Origin of the sequence: Pseudomonas sp. JY-Q (genome assembly GCF_001655295.1) — a bacterium.
In the GTDB taxonomy this organism is placed as follows: domain Bacteria; phylum Pseudomonadota; class Gammaproteobacteria; order Pseudomonadales; family Pseudomonadaceae; genus Aquipseudomonas; species Aquipseudomonas alloputida.
Genome location: NZ_CP011525.1, coordinates 2,024,914 through 2,041,719, shown reverse-complemented (window position 1 = coordinate 2,041,719; position 16,806 = coordinate 2,024,914). Strand labels below are relative to the sequence as shown.

The following is a 16,806-nucleotide window of genomic DNA, read 5'->3' as shown; positions in this document are numbered from 1 at the left end:
GTCTCCATAAATCGGGCGCGCATTCTACCTGACTTGGCCTTCGACGGCATCCGCCAGGCCAACCAGTGAGCACCTGGTGACATCTGGTCGAACTTAATATCCCGATACAAGCACAGTGCTTTCACCCACTGCCGGCAAACAGCTAAGCTAAGGCAATAGCTTTCAATAGTGCTGGCTCCGCCGACACTTCCCATGGTTCAACTGCCCGGACGTATCATGCGCAGCCGCCTGTTACATATCGCATCCTGCCTGCTGCTTACCGCTGCCACCTGCGCAGCGCAGGCCACCGACCTGACCCTGCAACGCCAGTACTATGACGAGGCCAAGCGAGCGCTGGCCAAAGGCGACAAAGGCCCGTACCTGCGCTATGCCCAGGCCTTGAGCGACTACCCGCTGACGCCCTACCTGGTCTACGACGAACTCACCGCCCGCCTGAAGAGTGCCAGCAACCAGGAAATCGAAGGTTTCCTTGCCAAGCATGGCGACCTGCCCCAGGCCAACTGGATGAAACTGCGCTGGTTGCGCTGGCTGGCCGAACGCGGCGAGTGGGATACCTTCGTCAAGTACTACGACCCCAAGCTCAACTTCACCGAACTGGACTGCCTCAACGGCCAATACCAGCTCAGCCACGGCCTGCGCGCCGAAGGTTACGCCACCGCCGACAAGCTGTGGAGCGTCGGCAAATCGCAACCTGCCGCCTGCGACACGCTGTTCGGCATGTGGGCAGCCGAAGGCCAACTGACCGAGGCCAAGCGCTGGGAACGCACCAAGCTGGCCGCCCAGGCGCGCAATTACGGCCTGGCCAACACCCTGGTCAAGACCCTGACCACCCTCGGCCCGCAGGGGCGCCTGCTGATCGACGTCGCGCAGAAGCCCGAGCTGCTCAACCAGCCGTCGCGCTTTACCCCGGTCAACGAGGCCATGTCCGACGTGGTCAGCCTCGGCCTTCGTCGCCTGGCCCGGCAGGACCCGGAGCGGGCCATGGCGCTGCTCGACGATTACGCCCAGCGCATGCACTTCTCGCGTGACGAAAAGGTGGCCATCGCCCGCGAAATCGGCCTGACCCTCGCACGCCGCTACGACCCACGCGCGCTCGACCTGATGACCCGCTATGACCCCGAGCTGCGTGACAACACTGTCAGCGAATGGCGCCTTCGCCTGCTGCTGCGCCTGGGCCGCTGGGAGGACGCCTACGAGCTGACCAAACGCCTTCCCCAGGACCTGGCCAGCACCAGCCGCTGGAAGTACTGGCAGGCTCGCAGCCTGGAGCTGGCACAGCCAAACAACCCGCAGATCCCGCTGCTTTACAAGACCGCAGCGCGTGAGCGTGACTTCTATGGCTTCCTCGCCGCCGATCGGGCACAGACACCCTACCAGCTGAACAACAAGCCGCTGCTGCTGAGCCCACAACTGGTCAAGAAGGTCCGCAACACGCCCGGCATCCAGCGCGCACTGGAATTCCACGCCCGCGGCCAGATCGTCGACGGCCGCCGTGAGTGGTACCACGTCAGCCGCCACTTCACCCGTGACGAAATGGTTGCGCAGGCACGCCTGGGTTATGAGCTGCGCTGGTACTTCCCAGCCATCCGCACCATCAGCCAGGCCCAGTACTGGGACGACCTGGACATCCGCTTTCCCATGGCCCACCGCGACACGCTGGTGCGTGAAGCCAAGGTTCGCGGCCTGCATTCGAGCTGGGTATTCGCCATCACTCGCCAGGAAAGCGCCTTTATGGAGGACGCACGCTCACCCGTGGGCGCCAGCGGCTTGATGCAACTGATGCCGGCCACGGCCAAAGAAACCGCACGCAAGTTCAGCATCCCGCTGGCCTCACCGGCGCAAGTGCTGAACCCGGACAAGAACATCCAGCTGGGTGCGGCCTACCTGAGCCAGGTACACAGCCAGTTCAACGGCAACCGGGTGCTGGCTTCGGCAGCCTACAACGCCGGCCCCGGGCGCGTGCGACAGTGGCTCAAAGGGGCCAAGCACCTGAGCTTCGATGTGTGGGTGGAGTCGATCCCGTTCGACGAAACACGCCAGTATGTTCAGAACGTGCTGTCGTATTCGGTGATCTACGGGCAGAAGCTGAATTCACCGCAGCCACTGGTGGATTGGCATGAACGGTATTTCGATGACATGTGATTGCTGTTGAGCCTGTACCGGCCTCTTCGCGGGTGAACCCGCGCCTACAACGACCGCGTAACCCTTGTAGGAGCGGGTTCACCCGCGAAGAGGCCGGTTCAGGCAACACATCTACTCCAGGATTTCTACTTCCATCCCCACCTCCAGCCACCCACTGCCATCCACAGCCAGGTTCTGGCCGAACAGCACGTCGCCTTCTTTTTCGCGGAAAGTCTTCAGCGTAGCCATCGGCTCACGGTCAGCGCTACGCTCCCCGGTGGCTGGATCGATGGTCGTGAAGATGCACCGCACACTGGGCTTGAGCACGCGAAACGCCAAGCTGCCGATGCGAATCCGCTTCCAGCCATCCTCGGCAAACGGCTCCGCGCCCTGCACCACCAGGTTGGGCCGAAAGCGCCGCATCGACATGGGCCGGCCAATACGCCGGTTAAGCTCGTCCAGCGAGCCCTGCCCAATCAGCAGCAAGGGGAAGCCATCCGGAAACGCCGCACGGTCACTGTTGAAGCCGTAACCATTGGGCAGGTAACGCGCGCGCTGCTCCGGGCAATGCACCAGGCGTACGGCTTTGCCCAGCAACTCACTCAACCAGGCCGCTGCGGCATCGCCAGCGTCCGGCACACGCAGGGTATCGCGCCAGATCGTCACGCCGCGCAGGGCGTCATCGGCAGGCGGTACAGGCACCCGCAACGGCGCCTGTCCAGGGGCTTGCAGCAGCAACTGGCCGCTGTCGTCATCACTCGCGTCGATCTGGCCAAGTTGTGGCCAGGCACGCTGGGTCAGGAAGCGTCCGTTTTCTTCCTCGACCACCATCCAGCGCCGGTCGCCTTGCAACCCCAGCAACCCCACCGGTGATGCCTTCAGGCTTTGCGCCTGCCCCGACTTCACCGGGTATCGATACAACTCACTGAGAAACATCCCTGCTGCCTCGCTTCATGCCAAAAGCCAAGCTTATACCTGGCCGGCACAACGTTCACGCGGCGGTGGTATCCAGCAGCAGGCGCTGCTTGACCACATCGACCAGGCGATCAGGCTGGAACTTGGAAAGGAAGTTGTCACAGCCCACCTTCTTCACCATGGACTCGTTGAAACTGCCCGACAGCGAAGTGTGCAGCACCACATAGAGCTGGCGCAGACGGGCATCGCTGCGGATCTCGGTGGTCAGCCGATAGCCGTCCATTTCCGGCATTTCTGCATCGGTGAACACCATCAGCAGCTTTTCGCACACGTCCTCGCCGGCGTCGGCCCAGCCCTTGAGCATGCGCAGCGCCTTCAGGCCATCACTGGCCACGTGCAGCTTCATGCCCAACTGAGACAGGGTATCGCGCAATTGCGCCAAGGCCACACTGGAGTCGTCCACCAGCAGCACTTCGCGGCCGCGGGCCCGGGCCAGCACTGGGTCGGCGAGTTTGTCGCCAGAAACCCGGGCGTTGTAGGGCACGATTTCGGCCAGCACCTTTTCCACGTCGATCACTTCCACCAGCTTCTCATCAACCTTGGTGATGGCAGTCAGGTAGTGCTGGCGACCGGCACTGGAAGGCGGCGGCATGATCGACTCCCAGTTCATGTTGACGATGCGGTCGACACCGCCCACCAGGAAGGCCTGCACCGAGCGGTTGTATTCGGTGACGATGATGGTGCTGTCCGGCCCCGGCTGTAGCGGGCGCATACCGATCGCCTGAGACAGGTCGATCACCGGCAGGGTCTGCCCACGCAGGTTGACCACACCACAGACATAGGCGTGGCGCTGGGGCATCAGGGTCAGCTTGGGCAGTTGCAGTACTTCCTGCACCTTGAACACGTTGATCGCGAACAGCTGGCGACCGGCCAGACGAAACATCAGAATTTCCAGGCGGTTCTCACCCACCAGTTGCGTGCGTTGGTCTACCGTGTCGAGAATGCCAGCCATTGGAAAGCCCCCAGGCTTGAGTCTTAAAAGGTGAAATCATCTACCCTGTATCGGCGGCTTCACGCACACCTTGACCCCTGCGGGAAAATGCCGCGCAGATAATTGATATCACTTTACCATCATGCTTTACTGCCGACACGCCAGGGCAAATCAGGGGCACGACAAAAGTTCCCTACCCTAGCCCTTGATCAGGGAAACCCTTAGCGGCAATCGGGTGCAACCTGATGTTCGCGATATCCTTTAGCCATTAATGTGACGCCATTCTCATTGCATGAATGGAGTCAGGCTTTTGCTAGCTATCGTTTCGGCGTGCCCGCCCCCTGCGCCTACCCCACGCGCGGGGACTTGATGATGGACACTGCCTTATCGTTCGATGACGCCCTGCAGGGCTTCCTGCTGGATGCCCAGGTACTGCTGACCCAGGCCCAGGAATGCCTGCAGCATCTGGAGCTTATAGACAATGACCCGGATGCCTGCAGTTGCCTGAACAACACCCTCGACACTATCGCCCGTCAAGCTACGCGCCTTGGCCTGCGTGAAGTTGCCCACTACACCACCGCCCTGCAACAGTTGCTCGCCCCGGCCTGTCACGGTGGTTGCCTGCAGCGTGAAGCCCTACCCGCCATAGGGGCATGCCTGACCTTGCTGGCCTGGCAGTTGGAGCTGGTCGATAGCCGTACAGGGCGGCTGAACCTGGACATCGGCGAGCAACTGGTGCTGCTGGGTGAATTGGCCAAAGTCGTACAAGCACCCTTTGCGCCAGCCTGCGCGTCCTGCGATGAAGAAGGCAGCGCGTGCATTCACCCGCACAGTGACGTGGCAACCGGCAACCGCCCCAGCCGCTCTAATCGCATGCATTAACCTGACGCAAAGTGCAACTAAGCAACTTGATTGAAACCCGACCATGGTCGAACTTGGAAAGTTCACCAGGCTTTCGGTGCATGCCGTTGAATCATTGCCGCGCTAGTTACAGCACAAGTGGGTACAGCGCGATTAAAGGGTGGCACTTTGCTACCCGAAAAGGCCCGACCAGTAGGCGTTTCAACGCGTTACACGGCCGCGACCAATGCAATGCAAAGTGATAATATGCGCCCCCACAAACGCTTGCTGCCGGAACAACGGTGGCAAGAATGCGTGTTCGAAAAAACATCGAAAGTACTGCGCCAAAGCCTCTGACCAGCATTGTGCAAGGCCTCCATCAGCAATACTTCAGTGGCCTCCCTACCTATGTTTCCACGCTTGAAGACTTCTTTGCATTGCTGCTCCCGTGCCGCCGTGCTGCGTTGGGCAACGGTCGGGCTTTGCGTGGCCTCACTGGTTGCCAACATGGCGCTGTACCTGGCCAACCAGACAATCCCGGCCACCCTGCTGGTGCTGCAGTTGGTCGCCACGCTGGGTGCTGTTGTACAACTGGGCCTGAGCGCCAGGTCGATCCACCTGCGCCCGGCCGAGCTGGCCGAGCGCATGCTCAAGGTGCAAGAAGACGAGCGTCAGCATCTGAGCCGGGAACTGCACGACGACATCGGCCAACTGCTCACCGCTGCCAAGCTGCAACTGCAGTGGCTGCAACGGCGCATGCCCGAAGACTTGCAGGGGCACTGCGAGGCCCTGCGCAGCACGCTGGATGACACCCTCGGTAACGTGCGCGATGTTTCCGCGCTGCTCAACCCCCGGCAGTTGGCCAGCCTTGGCCTGGAGGCCAGCCTGCGCGCGCACCTGGTACGCACCCTGGCCAGCAGCGGCGTGCACTGGAGCCTGGCGTGCAACCAGCGCCTGGGCGGCATCGACGAAGCCGTGGCCATGGCGGTGTTCCGTATTACCCAGGAGGCAGTGACCAACATGCTGCGCCACGCCCAGGCACACAACCTGGTCATCCGCCTGCAACGCACCCCTGAGGGGCTGGCGTTGTCGATCCACGACGATGGTCGTGGTTTCGCCCCTGCCCGGCACCCGGCCGAGGCCGGTCAGCGCGGCTTGGCCGGCATGCAGGAGCGGGTAATCGCGCTGCAGGGCAGCCTCGACATCACCAGTCAGCCTGGCCGAGGCACACAGATCGAAGCGATGTTCCCGTGGTCCCCGCGCACTCAGCAACGCGCCAGGAGTATTACCAACCATGACCTGTAGACTACTGCTGGTAGATGACCACTCGCTGATCCGCGCCGGGGTGCGTGCACTGGTCTGCGATATCCCCGGCTATGACGTGGTCGGCGAAGCCGACGACGGCAGCCAGCTACTCGACCAGGTACGCACACTGGCGCCCGACATCATCTTGCTGGACATCTCCATGCGTTCGACCAGCGGCCTGGACGCCCTCACCCAACTGCGGGCCAGCGGCAGTACCTGCAAAGTGCTGATCCTGTCCATGCACACCGACCCGGACCTGATCATGCGGGCCCTGGAAAGCGGTGCCCACGGCTACCTGCTCAAGGACACCAGCGCCACCGAGCTGGAACAGGCGCTGGGTGCCGTACGCCACGGTGAGCGCTACCTCAGCCCGGCCATCGCCCACACCGTCATCAACCAGGCGCTGCGGCACACCAAACTAGGCAAGCAAAGCGCTGGCGAACGGCATAATCTGACTTCACGGCAGCTTGAGATCCTCCGCCTGATCGTGCGCGGCAAGTCCACCCGGGAAATCGCGGCAGGCCTGGGCCTGTCGATCAAGACCGTGGAAACTCACCGCTCACAAATCATGAAGCGCCTGCAGATTCACGACGTGGCCGGCTTGGTGCTGTTCGCCGTACGCGAAAAAATCATCAGCCTGGATGACTGAGCAACGGTGACCCGGCCGGCAGGTGCAGGTGCAACGCCGCCGGCCTTGCCTGAAAGCGCAGGTTGGCAGCTTGCAACGGCTCGCCATCGAGGTTGATGTCCAACCCTTGCGAACTCTTGATCTCGACCCATGGCAGCCTGGCCCGAACGAACAGGCCGTCACCGCCCAACAGGTCCCGCAGAGCCCCCACCACTTCCTGTGGTGCAGGCAGAATAGCGACGTCAAGCAAACCGTCGTTGACCATGGCTTCGGGGCACAGCACCTGCCCGCCCCCAGCCTGTCGGCCATTGCCGATACCCAGCGCCAGCAAATCCCCTTGCCAGTGGAAGCCTGGCCCTTGTAGCTCTACCGAAGCCGCCTGTAGCTCACTGAAGCGGGATAACCCGGTGAACAGGTAGGCGGCAGCGCCCAGCACTTTCTTGAGGTCTTCGGAGGTATTGGCGGTGACCTGGCTGCCAAAGCCACCCGTGGCCATGTTGAGGAACAACTGATCGCCAGCCTGCCCCAAGTCTATTGGTTGTGGCGCGATATTCAGCAAGGCCAGCGCCGACGCTGGCTCCAGGGGGATGCCAGCGGCTTTGGCGAAATCGTTGGCCGTCCCCAATGGCAACAAGGTCAGGCTGGCGTTGGTAGCAGCCAAGCCCATGGCCTCGGCCACATCCCGCAACGTGCCGTCCCCGCCACCGGCGACGATATGGCTGTAACCCGCCGCCAGTGCCTCGGCGACCAGCCGTTGGGCGTCGCCCGCCTCCCAGGTAACCCGTACATCCAGCACCCAGCCGCTATCGCGCAGGTCGCGCACGGCGCTGCGCACGTCTTCGTTCATCGCCTGCTTGCCGTGCAGCACCAACATTGCCTTGCGCCCTTGCATGTGCGCGTCTCCGTAAAGTGGACCACCCCCTATCTCGACCACTGGCCCACCCGGATCGTTGCATGCCCTGGAAAAAACAGTGTGCCGGCGCCAGGCCTGCAACTGGTCACGTCGCCGGTCATTTTTTCCACACCTGACAATCCCGGCTATGCTCAGCAAATACCCCTATTGCCATGGACGCGCCCGGCAGTGGCTCCCCCACTGCTCCCAACGGGCGCGTTTTGCTATCTGCAGCCTTTCGCGAGGACTTCGGGTCATGCGCATTCTCTGGACACTGCCCTACCTGCCTTGGCCGACCACCAGCGGCCACAAGACCCGGCAATACCATCTGCTGCGCGCACTGGCCCAGCGCGGCCACCGGATTACCCTGCTGGTGCAGTCGAAGATCCCTCTCTGCGACGCAGCACGTGAGGCCCTTGAGCCCCTACTCGAACGCCTGATCGTGCTACCCCGCAGACCGCTGCACAGCCCACTCAACCTGCTGGCTTCACCCATCATCGACTACCCCATGCGGGCTATCATCAATGGCCTGGCGCCTTGCCTGCGGCACCGGTTCGAGCAACTGCTGGACGAACCCTGGGACGTGATCCAGATTGAGCACAGTTACAGCTTCCAGCCGTTCGAAAAAGCCCTGCAGGCCCGCAGGCTGCCCTACATGCTTAGCGAGCACACCCTGGAGTCGGTAATGGGCGGCGCCTGCCACGATCGCCTGCCGCTGTGGCTGCGCCCGCTCAACGCCTTCGACCGCTGGCGCTACCGGCGCTGGGAGCACCGTGTGCTGCGTCAGCCCACCGAACTGGTGGCAGTCAGCGCCCATGATGCCGAGCTGATCGCGCAGATCAGTGGGCGCCCGGTGAATGTGGTGGTTAACGGCGTGGACTGTGATTTCTACCAGCAGGTGCAACCTGCGCTGCACAGCCAGCGTCTGTTGTTCGTCGGCAATTTCGAATATGGCGCCAATCTGGAGGCCATCGAATGGGCACTGGACGACATCATGCCGAAGGTGTGGATGAGCAACCCGGCGGTGCGCCTGGCGATTGCCGGGCACGCCATGCCGGCCAACTGGAAGCTTCACTGGAACGACCCACGCATTGAATGGTTCGGCTACCGCCCCGACCTGCGTGAACTGCAACGACGTTCAGCGCTGTTCTTTGCTCCCCTGCGTTATGCCGGTGGCTCGAAGGTGAAAATCCTCGAAGCGATGGCCGCCGGCTTACCCGTGATCACCACCGACAAGGGCGTTTCAGGCCTGACCGTGAACAACGGCGAACACTACTTGGGCAGTGACGACGGTGATCAACTGGCATTGCTGATCACCCAGCTGCTCAATCAGCCCTGGCGCATGAGCCAGTTGAGCGCCGCCGGGCGCCAGTTTGCCCGCCAGCGCCACGACTGGAGCGTGGCTGCCCAACAACTGGAGAATGTGCACATACGCCTGACCCAGGCGGCACCGGCCGAGGCCGCGCCGCTGGCCAGTGCCTGGCTGGGCCGCTCAGCCAAGTAGCTCGCTGAAGGGGATGAATGGCACGATGTCGCCCTGCTTCGGCGTGCTGCCTTCACGCACTTCCACCAGGCCCTCCGCCCAGGCTGCGCTGCGCAGCACACCCGAGCTCTGGTTCTTGTAGATGCGCACTCGGCCCTGTTCGATGCGCGCGCGCAGGTATTCGCGACGCGTACCCGGCTTGGGCCAGTCAAACCCTGCCGGCATGTCGAACCGCAACGGCGTGACGTCAATCACACCCTGACGACGCAGCAGGTAGGGCCTGGTCAGCAGACCGAAGGTGACCAAGGTCGAGGCGGGGTTGCCCGGCAAGCCAATCACCGGCACGCCCTGGAAGTGGCCGAAGGTCAGCGGCTTGCCCGGTTTGATCGCCAGCTTCCACAACGCCAGTTCGCCGGCCTCGCGCAGGGCGGCACCGAGGTAGTCGGCCTCGCCCACCGAGACGCCTCCGGTGGACAGAATCAGGTCTACGCCACCCAGTTCAGCCAGGCAGGCGCGAGTGCGGGCCAGGTCATCCGGCAGGATGCCGGCATCGACCACTTCGCAACCCAGCCGCTGCAACCAGCTGACCAGCAGCCTGCGGTTGCTGTTGTAGATCTGCCCAGGCCCGAGCGGCAGGCCTGGCTCGACCAGTTCGTCGCCGGTGGACAGCACCGCCACTTTTACCTTGCGCACCACGTCCAGACGGCCATGCCCCAAGGTCGCCGCCAGGCCCAGTTCGATCGGCCCAAGGCGGGTGCCGGCGCTCATCACCTGCTCGCCCTTGCGGGTCTCCTGACCTTGAGGGCGTATGTTCTGCTCGGTGCGCAACGCTTCGAGAAAGCGCACCCGGCCATCTTCGAGTACTTCGGTGTTTTCCTGCATCTCGACGCAGTCGGCCCCCTCCGGCACAGGCGCGCCGGTGAAGATCCGCGCGCAGGTACCCGGTTGCAGCGGCTGGGGCGCATGGCCGGCGAAAATACGCTGGCTGACCGGCAGCGGCTGGCCCTGCCAATCAGCCAGGCGCAAGGCATAACCGTCCATGGCGCTGTTCGGCCAAGGCGGCAGGTCGAGGGAGGCCACCAGGTCAGTGGCCAGCACGCGGCCTTCGGCTTCGGCCAGCGGCAGGTTTTCGGTCTCGCGGATCGGTGCAGCTTCGGCCAGCGCCAGCAGTTGCTCCAGCGCCTGTTCCACCGGCATCAGCGGCCGGGCCTGGCTGACCTCAGCCACGGCTGTCACAGGCCGCTGCCTGCTTCAGGTGCGCCACGAAGTTGCACGGGCGATGACGGGCATCAAGCTGCTCGGCAAGGATGCCATCCCAACCGGTGCGCACAGCGTTGGTCGAGCCCGGCAGGCAGCACACCAGCGTGCCGTTGGCCAGCCCGGCCAAGGCTCGCGATTGCACGGTGGAGGTGCCAATGTCGGCCACGGAAATCTGCCGGAACAACTCACCAAAGCCGTCCACTTGCTTGTCCAGCAGGCAGGCCACCGCCTCGGGGGTGCTGTCGCGGCCAGTAAACCCGGTACCGCCGGTAATCAGCACCACTTGCACGCTGTCATCGGCGATCCAGGTGGCAACCTGGGCTCGGATCTTGTACAGGTCATCCTTGAGCAGCACGCGCTCGGCAAGGCGGTGACCGGCGGCGCTCAGGCGGTCGACGAACATCTGGCCAGACGTGTCGGTGTCGAAGGTACGGGTGTCGCTGACCGTGAGTACGGCGATGCTTAGCGCCACGAAGGGGGTATCTGCCTTGGCTTTCATGGGTGTCCGTCACAACAGGATGAGATGGACGCAGTTATATCACAGCGCACCTTTTCCAGCGTTGCCCCCCTCAGCCTTGCCTTGGGTCAAGAGAACGAATTAATCGCTATGCTGCACTTGGAGTGAACTTGCACTAACGTCCTGCGTCATAAAAGTCATCTAGCACCATCGCACTTGGAGAAACACGATGATCAAACGGACCCTACCCGCCTTCCTGCTTGCCTTGGGTTTGGGCGCCCTTGCTGGCTGCTCGACCCCAACCGTCATTACCCTGAACGATGGCCGGGAGATCCAGGCAACCGACAAACCGTCCTACGACGAAGACTCTGGCTTCTATGAATTCGAGCAACTCGACGGCAAGCGCACGCGCCTGAACAAGGACCAGATCCGCACCGTCAAAGAGCTCTGATCAAGGCCCCGTTCAGGCCATGGCCCTTTAAACAACAAGGGCTTGCGGGCAAAAACGGGATGCAGTAGGATTTTGGTCATCGGAGTGTAGCGCAGCCAGGTAGCGCGTCTCGTTCGGGACGAGAAGGCCGCAGGTTCGAATCCTGTCTCTCCGACCAAATCCTTGTCGAAAAGCCCGCCTTGCGCGGGCTTTTTGTTGTGTGCGAAAAATACGTCAGTGCGCCGTTTCAGCCTCCAGGGGCACATGCAACCCCTGCAGACCCAGTCAGGCGGTCAGCCGGGAGGTGACTTCGCCCAACTGCCCTGACAAACCATGCAGGCGCTGCCCCGCCTGCTCGGTATGCTGCACCGCTTCCTGGTTGGCCGTGGCAATCCGGGTAATTTCGATCAGGTTACGCGAGATATCTTCGGCCACGCTGGTCTGCTCCTCGGCCGCAGTGGCGATTTGCCTGTTCATGTCGCGGATCGCCTCCACCGCCTGGGTGATACGCTGCAGCATCTGCCCGGCCTGCTCGACCTGCTCAGCCCCTTCCTGGCTGCGTTGCTGGCCGCTTTCGATGGCCTTGACCGCCTCCACCGCCCCTGACTGTACCGCTTCGATGATCTGGTGAATTTCTGCAATCGACGCTGCCGTGCGCTGGGCCAGGCTGCGCACTTCATCAGCGACCACCGCAAAACCACGCCCGGCTTCGCCCGCACGGGCCGCTTCGATGGCCGCGTTAAGCGCCAGCAGGTTGGTCTGCTCAGCAATGCCGCGGATCACTTCCAGCACTTTGCCTATACGTGTGCTGTCATGCTCCAGGTCGCGAATTACCGACGCCGTGCCGGCAATTTCGCGGTTGACCGCGCCGATAATGTCGATGGTCTGCTGCATCACCTGCTCGCCGGCCTGAGCGCTGTGGTCGGCGTCATTGGCCGCGCGGGCAGCCTCGGCGGCGTGGCGAGCGACCTCTTGGGCAGTGGCGGACATTTCGTGCATGGCCGTGGCCACCTGGTCGGTACGCTGGAACTGGTCATGAGTACCGCGGGCCATGTCACCGGCAATACTGCGCAACTGCCCGCTGGCACCTTCCAGCTCCTGAGCGTTGTCCTGCAGCCGGCCGACAGTATCGGCAAGGAAGTCACGCAGGGTGTTGGCCGCCCGCGCCAGGCGCCCCAGCTCATCCTCCCGACGGCTGTCGACCCGGGCAGCAAAGCAGCCCTGACTGAGCTGCGCGACGTACTCGATCAACTGGCGGATCGGCTCGATCAGGCTACGGTTGACCAGCCACAGGCTGAGCAGCCCCACCAGCACCGCAGAAGCCAGCATCACCAGCAGGCCCAACCATACCGTGCGCTCGGCACTGGCATTGATGCTGGCGGCACGCTGGCGGGCATCGGCGCGCAGTTGCTCGACCAGTTCGCTCATTTGCTCACTGGCGGCACGGTCCACGCCTTTGACCGCCCGGTCGCCCGCTACCGGGTCGCCGCCTGCCGCCAGGAAGGCCTGGCGACCTTGCGCATAGGCCTGGCCCAACTGGCGGTGGCTGTCCCGCAATTGCTGCAGCGACACCTTGAGCCTGGCATCGCTGTTGTCGATCAATTGCCCGAGCAGTTGTTGAACTTGCTGTTCTCGGGCCTGGAACTGCTGCCAGTACTTGTCCATTTCCGCAGGCTGGCGCCCGCGCAACAGCACGTTCTTCCATTCCTGCACCTGGATCTTGAACTGCAGGTTGGCTTCGTCAATCAATTGCGAGGCCCGCAGCGGCCCGTCGACCAGCTCGGCGTAGCCCCGCACGCTGGACGACAGGAACTGGAAACACACCAGGGCGATCAGCAGCATCGCCAGCACACTGCCGCCGAGCAGCGAGAGAATTTGCACTCTGAGGGATTTACGCAACATCGAGGGTCTCGGAACCAGAGGGAGTAGGCTGAGGCCGCTGTGCAGCCTCATTACTGGCAGGCCAAAAAAAAGCTGCCATCACGCAATGGCAGCCAGGTCGAGCACTTACGCAACAGTTGAAGCAAATCTTCTCAGGCAATTACTACAGAAATGTTACAAAGCCACGACACGCTAGCCCGTGGTGAACTGCAGCGCTGCCAGCCGCGCATACAGCGGGCTGTCCTCGATCAACTGACGGTGGGTGCCCACCGCCACCAGCCGGCCTTGGTCGATGACCGCGATGCGCTCGGCATGCTGTACCGTGGCCAGGCGATGGGCGATCACCAGCGTGGTACGGCCGGCCATCAGGCTGGGCAGCGCTTGCTGGATCAAGTATTCGCTTTGTGCATCCAGGGCACTGGTGGCTTCGTCCAGCAACAGGATCGGCGCATCGACCAGCAAGGCCCGGGCAATCGCCAGGCGCTGGCGTTGCCCGCCGGAAAGGCCGATGCCGCCCTCCCCCAGTTGTGTCTGGTAGCCTTGGGGCAGTTGCCGGATGAATTCGTCGGCATGGGCGCCGCGGGTTGCTGCTTCGACTTCAGCCAAGGTCGCCTCGGGCCGGCCATAACGAATGTTGGCCTCCACCGTGCCACGGAACAGCGAGGGGTTTTGTGCCACCAAAGCAAACTGCCGGCGTAGCTGGTCGGGATCACATGCGGTAACCGGCTGGCCATCGAGCAGGATGCGCCCTTGTTGGGGGTCGTAAAAGCGCAGCAACAGATCGAACAGGGTCGACTTGCCTGCCCCGGAAGGGCCAACCAGGGCGACGGTCTGCCCGGGTTCGATGGTCAGGCTCAGGCCGTCGACAGCTGCCACCGTGGGCCGTGAAGGGTAAGCGAACACGACCTGTTGCAGTTCGATATGCCCGCTGGCCCGCGGCTGCGGCAGCACCTGCGCCACGTCGGGGGGCAGGATGGCACTGCGCGCTGCCAACAGTTCGGCAATGCGCTCGGCGGCACCCGCGGCCCGTTGCAGTTCGCCGATCACCTCACTGAGGGTACCGAAGGCACTACCGACGATCAGGCTGTAGAACACGAATGCAGCCAGCTCGCCTGCGGATATACGCCCGGCGATCACATCCATGCCGCCGACCCACAGCATCACCCCCACCGCCCCCAACACCAGCACGATCACCAGGGTTATCAGCCAGGCACGCTGTGTAATCCGCTTGCGGGCAACAGTAAACGCTGCTTCGACCGTATCGGCGAACAGTTCGCGGTCGTGCGCCTGGTGGTTGTAGGCCTGCACGGTCTTGATCTGCCCCAGCGTTTCAGCCACGTAGCTGCCCACATCGGCGACCCTGTCCTGGCTCTGCCGCGACAGGCTGCGCACCCGACGGCCGAACAACAGGATCGGTGCCAACACCAGTGGCAGCGTTACCACCACGATGCTGGTGAGCTTGGGGTTGGTGATGAACAGCAAGACCACACCGCCAATGACCATCAGCGCGTTGCGCAGGAACATCGACAGCGATGAACCGATCACCGATTGCAGCAAGGTGGTGTCCGCAGTCAGCCGAGACTGGATCTCGGAACTGCGATTGTCCTCGAAAAAACCTGGGTGCAGGCCGATCAGGTGATCGAAGACCGCACGACGGATATCGGCCACACAACGCTCGCCAATCCACGACACCAGATAGAAACGGCTGAAGGTACCCACCGCCAGCGCCAGCACCAGCAGCAGGAACAGCCCGATGGTCTGATTGAGCTGATGCGCGGAGCGGGTCATGAAGCCTTGATCCACCAGCAGGCGGATGCCTTGGCCCATCGACAGGGTAATGGCAGCGGTGACCACCAGCGCCAGCAATGCCAGCAGCACCTGGCGGCGATAAGGGCGAACGAACTGCCAAGCCAGGCGCAAGGCGCGGCGTTGGCGCGGGGAAACCGATTCGGGCATGGCAACGACCACAAAGGGTGGGGAAGCCGCAGCCTACCACTCATCCCGGTCGGGAGACTGCATGAAGGTTGCTATAACGCATCGATCTAACCAGCTTATGGAGCTTTCACAGGGTTTCTGCTGGACTGTTGCTGCCGTGACCCGGAAGCTGTCACAGGCCAGTCACGGCGCAGGGCTACCCTGAGCTTGAACCTGAAGAGGAGACAGTGCATGAGCTTGCAGCATGGCAGTGATAACCAGAAGCCCCAAACCTCCCCTCAACCGCAAGTATGCGGTTCGATCATCGACGCCAAGGGGCGCGAAGTGCCGATCACCGAGCAGATGATCCAGCAGGCCTGCAAGGCCCTGGAAGAAAGCCGTGTCGAGCGCGTACGCAAAGGTTGATCGGCGAATTTTTTGCAACCCGGCGCTTGCGCCGGGTTTTTATTGGCCCAGCCAGTGGGCTTGGCCGCCCCCACAGGTAACCGCACCTACCTGCAAGATCAAGGCAAGGCGTGCTTAGACCAACACCCCACCCAGGGCACTGACCAACTGCGCCAACTGCGGCGCCTCCCCGTGCAAGCGCACGGCCAGCCCCTCGATCTCGCGCCTTGGCGGGTATTGCTTGCGCAACTGGTCGAACGCTGCTCGCTGTTGCTGCGGATCATCGCTGAGGCTACGGCGGAAATCGGCATCATCACGGCGCGGGTCATACACGGCGCGACACAGGGTGGCCAAGGCCCAGGACAGGTCGGTGCTGGCATCCAGCTCGATCTGCGCCAGCGGTGGCTTGGGCAGCAGCTCGGCCAGTCGCACCTGCTCATTCACACCGAGGAAGCGACACAGCGCCTGGTAGATCTGCGCCGTGCCACGCTGGCGGCCATCGAGGCTATAGCCGGCAATGTGCGGCGTAGCCAGGGTGCACAGGTCGGCCAACGTCAGGTCGACCTGCGGCTCCCCTTCCCACACATCCAGCACCGCGTGCACGTCTTCACGGTCCAGCAGCAGCTCGCGCAGGGCCACGTTGTCCACTACCGGGCCACGGCTGGCGTTTACCAGCCAGGCACCCGGGCGCAACTGTGCCAGCTGCGCCTGCCCCAGCAGGTGCCAGGTCGGGTGCTGGCCGCCGCGTTGCAACGGGGTATGCAAGCTGATCACATCGCACTGCTGCAGGATGGTTTCGAGGCTGACGTAGTCGCCGCCCTCCGCGGCCTGACGCAATGGGTCGCACACCAGCACCTTCCAGCCCAGGCCATGCAGCACCCGCACGAGGCGGCCACCCACTTCACCCGCGCCGACAACGCCATACACGCGCTCAGGCAATGCCACGCCATCCAGTTCGGCCAGGGTCAGCAGGCTGCCCAGCACGTAATCGACCACGCCGCGGGCATTGCAGCCAGGTGCGCTGCTCCAGCGGATGCCAGCTTCTGCAAAGTAGTCCAGGTCCAGGTGATCAGTGCCGATGGTGCACGTGCCGACAAAGCGTACACGGCTGCCTTCGAGCAACTGACGGTCGACCTTGGTCACCGAGCGCACCAGCAGGATATCGGCGTCCTTGACGCTGGCAGCATCGAGGCTTCGGCCGGGGTAGCGGCGAATTTCACCGAAACCCTGGAAGAAGGCATCGAGCAGCGGGATGTTCTCGTCGGCAACTATCAGCATGGCGCT

Annotated in this window: 15 protein-coding genes, 1 tRNA gene and 1 pseudogene; 8 read left to right on the top strand and 9 right to left on the bottom strand. The window is 63.0% G+C overall.

The features are described from left to right. The first annotated feature begins 216 nt into the window (after window positions 1-216). Window positions 217-2,142 carry a transglycosylase SLT domain-containing protein gene (locus AA098_RS09125; protein ID WP_003248757.1) on the top strand — a complete coding sequence of 642 codons (1,926 nt, stop codon included), beginning with the start codon at window positions 217-219 and terminating at the stop codon, window positions 2,140-2,142. Window positions 2,143-2,253: 111 nt separating this feature from the next. On the opposite strand, the gene AA098_RS09120 is transcribed toward AA098_RS09125, so the two are convergent. Both AA098_RS09120 and AA098_RS09115 read right to left on the bottom strand, forming a co-directional pair. Further along, a complete protein-coding gene (locus AA098_RS09120) occupies window positions 2,254-3,057 on the bottom strand; it encodes an MOSC domain-containing protein (RefSeq protein ID WP_004577097.1) in 804 nt (267 codons plus the stop codon). 55 nt (window positions 3,058-3,112) lie between these two features. Further along, window positions 3,113-4,048, bottom strand: a complete 936-nt coding sequence (locus AA098_RS09115; RefSeq protein WP_003248753.1) for a chemotaxis protein CheV — start codon at window positions 4,046-4,048, stop codon at window positions 3,113-3,115. Window positions 4,049-4,399: 351 nt separating this feature from the next. On the opposite strand from AA098_RS09115, the gene AA098_RS09110 reads away from it, so the two are divergent. The 3 genes from AA098_RS09110 (at window position 4,400) to AA098_RS09100 (ending at window position 6,821) form a co-directional block, all read left to right on the top strand. Continuing rightward, window positions 4,400-4,909 (top strand): hypothetical protein, encoded by a 510-nt coding sequence (locus AA098_RS09110; protein WP_003248752.1) that lies wholly within the window; start codon window positions 4,400-4,402, stop codon window positions 4,907-4,909. 366 nt (window positions 4,910-5,275) lie between these two features. Then, a complete protein-coding gene (locus AA098_RS09105; RefSeq protein WP_014859338.1) occupies window positions 5,276-6,172 on the top strand; it encodes a sensor histidine kinase in 897 nt (298 codons plus the stop codon). Further along, on the top strand, window positions 6,162-6,821 hold the full coding sequence (locus AA098_RS09100) for a response regulator transcription factor (RefSeq protein WP_003248748.1): 660 nt from the start codon (window positions 6,162-6,164) through the stop codon (window positions 6,819-6,821). The genes AA098_RS09105 and AA098_RS09100 overlap by 11 nt, the downstream gene beginning before the upstream one ends. Here AA098_RS09100 and yegS read toward each other — a convergent pair. Beyond that, entirely contained in the window at window positions 6,805-7,692 is an 888-nt protein-coding gene (gene yegS, locus AA098_RS09095; RefSeq protein WP_003248746.1) for a lipid kinase YegS, read from the bottom strand. The genes AA098_RS09100 and yegS overlap by 17 nt on opposite strands. Before the next feature lie 256 nt (window positions 7,693-7,948). Here yegS and AA098_RS09090 point away from each other — a divergent pair, with 256 nt between their 5' ends. Further along, window positions 7,949-9,196, top strand: coding sequence for a glycosyltransferase family 4 protein (locus AA098_RS09090; RefSeq protein ID WP_064614101.1), 1,248 nt, complete (start codon window positions 7,949-7,951; stop codon window positions 9,194-9,196). Here the strand turns inward: AA098_RS09090 and glp are convergent. Continuing rightward, on the bottom strand, window positions 9,185-10,411 hold the full coding sequence (gene glp, locus AA098_RS09085) for a gephyrin-like molybdotransferase Glp (protein WP_003248742.1): 1,227 nt from the start codon (window positions 10,409-10,411) through the stop codon (window positions 9,185-9,187). The two genes, AA098_RS09090 and glp, sit on opposite strands and share 12 nt — an antisense overlap. Beyond that, a complete protein-coding gene (gene moaB / locus AA098_RS09080; RefSeq protein WP_003248741.1) occupies window positions 10,395-10,934 on the bottom strand; it encodes a molybdenum cofactor biosynthesis protein B in 540 nt (179 codons plus the stop codon). The genes glp and moaB overlap by 17 nt, the downstream gene beginning before the upstream one ends. A 187-nt stretch (window positions 10,935-11,121) precedes the next feature. On the opposite strand from moaB, the gene AA098_RS09075 reads away from it, so the two are divergent. Both AA098_RS09075 and AA098_RS09070 read left to right on the top strand, forming a co-directional pair. Then, window positions 11,122-11,343, top strand: coding sequence for a YgdI/YgdR family lipoprotein (locus AA098_RS09075; RefSeq protein WP_003248738.1), 222 nt, complete (start codon window positions 11,122-11,124; stop codon window positions 11,341-11,343). Between the two features lie 80 nt (window positions 11,344-11,423). Next, a tRNA-Pro gene (locus AA098_RS09070) sits at window positions 11,424-11,500 on the top strand. A 107-nt stretch (window positions 11,501-11,607) separates the two neighbouring features. Here the strand turns inward: AA098_RS09070 and AA098_RS30145 are convergent. The 3 genes and pseudogenes from AA098_RS30145 to AA098_RS09060 all read right to left on the bottom strand — a co-directional run bounded on the left by AA098_RS30145 (window position 11,608) and on the right by AA098_RS09060 (window position 15,159). Then, window positions 11,608-12,321 (bottom strand): methyl-accepting chemotaxis protein, encoded by a 714-nt coding sequence (locus AA098_RS30145; RefSeq protein ID WP_371914705.1) that lies wholly within the window; start codon window positions 12,319-12,321, stop codon window positions 11,608-11,610. Between the two features lie 171 nt (window positions 12,322-12,492). Then, window positions 12,493-12,651 (bottom strand): annotated as a pseudogene (locus tag AA098_RS30140) (HAMP domain-containing protein); the annotation flags it as partial. Window positions 12,652-13,395: 744 nt separating this feature from the next. Then, entirely contained in the window at window positions 13,396-15,159 is a 1,764-nt protein-coding gene (locus AA098_RS09060) for an ABC transporter transmembrane domain-containing protein (protein ID WP_064614098.1), read from the bottom strand. A gap of 210 nt (window positions 15,160-15,369) precedes the next feature. Between AA098_RS09060 and AA098_RS29460 the strand changes: the two genes are divergently transcribed. Next, complete coding sequence (locus AA098_RS29460) at window positions 15,370-15,543, top strand: PA1571 family protein (protein WP_003248731.1); 174 nt, start codon at window positions 15,370-15,372, stop codon at window positions 15,541-15,543. 114 nt (window positions 15,544-15,657) lie between these two features. On the opposite strand, the gene pdxB is transcribed toward AA098_RS29460, so the two are convergent. Next, window positions 15,658-16,800: a 4-phosphoerythronate dehydrogenase PdxB gene (pdxB, locus tag AA098_RS09055; RefSeq protein ID WP_004577094.1), complete on the bottom strand. Its 1,143-nt coding sequence runs from the start codon at window positions 16,798-16,800 to the stop codon at window positions 15,658-15,660. Window positions 16,801-16,806 lie beyond the last annotated feature (6 nt).